A 3,864-nucleotide genomic window follows, 5' to 3' on the forward strand; every position below is an offset into this window, starting at 1 on the left:
ACATTGTATTATGATGTTAATGTAAATATCGATATAATATTATCTATTGGGATAGGTATGTTGTTCTACAACTACTCAATAGAGCGTTCAAAAAACCATCACTACATAAAGATATATGAACGTATATTTCTTATTCAACCTATTTTATGTATAGCTTTCGTTTTGTTTGTTGTTTTATATAAAGACACTATTACAGTAACTGATGTTATATATGTATTTGTATTGTCGAATATATTGTCATCTTTATTATGGATTTTTCGTCGTAATGAATTGTCTGTCAGTGTTAATAGTGATGGATTGATTAAAACATCATTTTATATATGGCTAAACTCAATCGTTTCTTTTTTTGCTAACAACATAGATAAATTGATAATTTATAAAATGTTATCAATGAAAGAGACTGGGATATATGTGACGATGTTTAGTTTAGCAAGTCTTGTATCAAAGATATTTGAAAGAATTTCTGTTAATTTACTGAGCTATTTTCAAAAAAATGATGTTGTAGCTAGTAAGTACTTAACTTATTCATTTGGTTTTATATTTCTTTCTTTGCCTACTTGTTATGTTTTTTCATTTTATTTTGGTGACTTTATTATAACGTCACTTTTTGGTGAAAAATATTCAGGTAACGAAGTTTTGCTCTCAAATATTATTGCAGGTTCTTTAATTGCAAGCTTATCATGGATGCTTGCGCAGAAATTAATATCTGACTTAAAGATATACACTAACTTAATTAGGACTATTGGTTCAGTTGTTGTATTTCTTTTAGGGGTTGGTATGTTGTATTATACAAACAATGTTAATCTATATAATATATCAATATGTTACATTTTATCATGCGTATATAGATTTCTTACTACCGTTTTATTCTTGGTGTATTATGAAAAACCTTAAAGAGAAGTTAAAAGTTATAGTTGATGATATTGGCGATAGTAAAGTACACTATTTGGATTACCCATTGCATTATAACATTGGAGATCTTTTAATATATTTGGGTACTGAAAGTTTCTTTGAAGATAATAATATCAATGTTATTGGGCGATATACATTATATGAAGCCAATAGTGACTGGGTGACAAATAAAATTAAAGATGATGATGTTATTATTTTTCATGGTGGAGGGAATTTTGGCGATATTTATGAGGTTTGCCAAGATTTAAGACATAATATAATAAAAAAATTCCCTAATAATAAAATAATTATTTTGCCTCAATCCGTGCATTTTAATTCACTAAATAAAAGAAAAATTTCTCAATCTATACATAGAAATCATCAAAACCTATCTATATTCGTTAGAGATATAGAATCATATGAGATCGTAAAAGATTATAGCACCAAAGTTATGTTGATGCCTGATATGGCACATTACTTATATGGCAGCAAATTTTTAGAAATTTTAAAAAGTGAAACGAATATTGAACATAGTGATTTATTCTTGTCAAGAACAGATAAGGAGATTTCAAATATACCTCGGTCATCAACGCCTGAAGGTACAGTTAATTTTGATTGGTTTGACCTTGTTTCAATAAGGGACGAATTAAAAAGGAAAGTGATTAATGTTTTATTAAGAACCATAGGAAAAAGAATTAACTTATCTTCTATTTTATCTAAACTATGGTTAAAGCAATCAAAAAAAATGGCGATTGTTGGTGGTAGAAAAATATTAAGCACCGATCACTTGTATACTAATAGATTACACGGAATGATTTTTGCCCATTTATTAGATAAGAAGGTTAATGTTACTGATAATTCTTATGGGAAAAACTCTAGATATTATAATTTATGGTTGAATAAACTGGGTATGGCTGTATGGAACAAGAAATAAAGGTCAGTGTTGTTCTTCCGGTATATAATGCTGAGTTATATATTGAAGCCGCGATAACCTCTGTCCTAAATCAATCATTTTCTGAGTTTGAATTAATAGTCATTGATGATGGGAGTACTGATAATTCTCTTGAAATAATTAAGTCTTTTACTGATAAGAGAATAAAGCTTATCAGTAGAGAAAATAAAGGGCTGGTATCAACGCTAAATGAAGGTGTTTCATTATCTCAGTCAAATTATATTGCACGTATGGATGCGGATGATATTTGTCATCCAGATAGATTTAAAGTTCAATATGATTCTTTTCAAAAAAATAAAGCCTTAGTTTTACATTCCTCTAATGTCAGGTATATAGATGACAATGGATTAATTTTAGGCTATTCAAATTCTGTTATATCTAATAAAGCGGTAAAAATTCAGCTTAGAAAGGGAAATTGTATTTTTCATCCTTCAGTGATGTTTTGCAAAAAATCATTTTATAAAGTTGGTGGTTATAATGAAAGAATCCCCAAGTTTTTTGAAGATTACTTACTTTGGCTAAAGCTCAAAGATGTTGGTGATTTTGAGTGTTCATATAGGAGTTTGTTAGATTACCGACTTTTAGAGTCTTCACTTTCACACAACCGGAGTGAATTAGTGATTAAAATGTATAAGAAAGTAGTTGATTCATCAGGTGAATATGATGGTATATATAAAGATTTTGAAGTTGCCTTAAGTGATCGAAGCTTCATAAACTGCCATAAATCTAGAACTTTGAAAAATTTCTGGATTAAGTTTCCAATTGTTATGTTTAAAGAAATATTATGTATGATGAAATGATGAACTTGCTACTATTCCTTAATTTCTTTATATGGTTTATTCCAACGCTAAGATTTAATGGAAAAGCTTTTTACTTTTCTTTGATGCCTATTTTTTTGATAAGTTCAGGGTATTGGATTTATCCTGCCTTGCTAGAGTTGCTTGGTCTAAATTACAGTATATCGATAAAGCAAGATTTTATTCTTGAGGTTTTAGAATATAGTTTAATAGCAGGTATTTCATTCCATATTGGGTTTTTCACAAGATATAAACTTAAACAAAATACATCTTTTAATAATTTCGGACTTAACAAAATTTTACCTCCGATAAAGATTGGTTTATTGCTAAAGTGTTTGATATTTTTTCTTCTTATCTATAGTTATTTTGAAGCATTTCAAATGATAGGAATTAGTGACCGAAGAACTTTTGTTTCTGAAATCAGGCCATTTTGGTATGATGTCTGCGTGAGGCTTAGTGCTCTTTTATTATTTGTTGTTATTCTTTTTGACTTTAGAACTAACGTGAAAATAAGAAACTTTTTACCTACATATATTATCCTTAATTTTCATATTCTTTTAGTTGGGTTTGATGGCAGCAGAAGGGATGCTTTGATTCCAATCTTTGCAATAGTTATTGTTCTTATCATAAAATATTTGAATAATGAATTCAGTATTAGAAGGCTTCGTTTACTGAGTGTGATGATATTCATCAGCGTTATTTTATCATGCTTTCTCGCGTTAGGCCGGTCGCTTCCTGYTGGATGGGGTATTCTTTTATCAGATGTTTCTTTTTCTGAACTAAATCCCAAGTTTCTTTTAGTGTATATATTATCACCAATGCCTACTTTACATGTGAATACTAATATGGCAGCATTTGTGACTGAAAATGGCTTTCAGGGGATTGGTTCATATTTGTCAGCGATTGGTAATACGTTGTTTCCGCGATTTATATTTCAAGACTATTTATTTGGTCAACCATTAGCCCTAAAATTGCAAGATGAATTTGGTTGGTTTGGTTTCGATTTTGGATTTCTTGCTGAAGGTATTTACTCTGGAGGATGGGTAACTGTTAGTGTGACACATTTCCTATTAGGTTACTTTCTTAAAAAGTCATTACTTGGGATTTTTAGATCTTCTCATTTATGGATGTTTTTTTATGTGGCTCTTTTGTTTGCAATAACTAACTCGTTTAGGTCTGACTTTATGAATTTCTCGAAATCACTTGTATATATATGGTTTATTC

At 29.4% G+C, this 3,864-nt stretch carries 4 protein-coding genes; all 4 read left to right on the forward strand.

The annotated features are described in order from the left end of the window. On the forward strand, window positions 1-894 hold an 894-nt coding region (locus tag L4D78_RS28010), incomplete at its 5' end, for a lipopolysaccharide biosynthesis protein (protein ID WP_428469963.1). Next, window positions 881-1,825, forward strand: a complete 945-nt coding sequence (locus tag L4D78_RS28015; RefSeq protein ID WP_428469964.1) for a polysaccharide pyruvyl transferase family protein — start codon at window positions 881-883, stop codon at window positions 1,823-1,825. The genes L4D78_RS28010 and L4D78_RS28015, both read left to right, overlap by 14 nt. Continuing rightward, window positions 1,810-2,643 carry a glycosyltransferase family 2 protein gene (locus L4D78_RS28020; protein WP_428469965.1) on the forward strand — a complete coding sequence of 278 codons (834 nt, stop codon included), beginning with the start codon at window positions 1,810-1,812 and terminating at the stop codon, window positions 2,641-2,643. The genes L4D78_RS28015 and L4D78_RS28020 overlap by 16 nt, the downstream gene beginning before the upstream one ends. After that, window positions 2,628-3,864: hypothetical protein (locus tag L4D78_RS28025; protein WP_428469966.1), on the forward strand; the 1,237-nt coding region annotated here is incomplete at its 3' end. The genes L4D78_RS28020 and L4D78_RS28025, both read left to right, overlap by 16 nt.

This window comes from Photobacterium minamisatsumaniensis, from assembly GCF_050336695.1.
GTDB classification, from domain to species: Bacteria; Pseudomonadota; Gammaproteobacteria; order Enterobacterales; family Vibrionaceae; genus Photobacterium; species Photobacterium minamisatsumaniensis.

Excerpts from the sequence above, each read along its gene's own strand:
- L4D78_RS28015 (WP_428469964.1), top strand. The coding sequence starts at position 881 with ATGAAAAACCTTAAAGAGAAGTTAAAAGTTATAGTTGATGATATTGGC.
- L4D78_RS28020 (WP_428469965.1), top strand. The coding sequence starts at position 1,810 with ATGGAACAAGAAATAAAGGTCAGTGTTGTTCTTCCGGTATATAATGCT.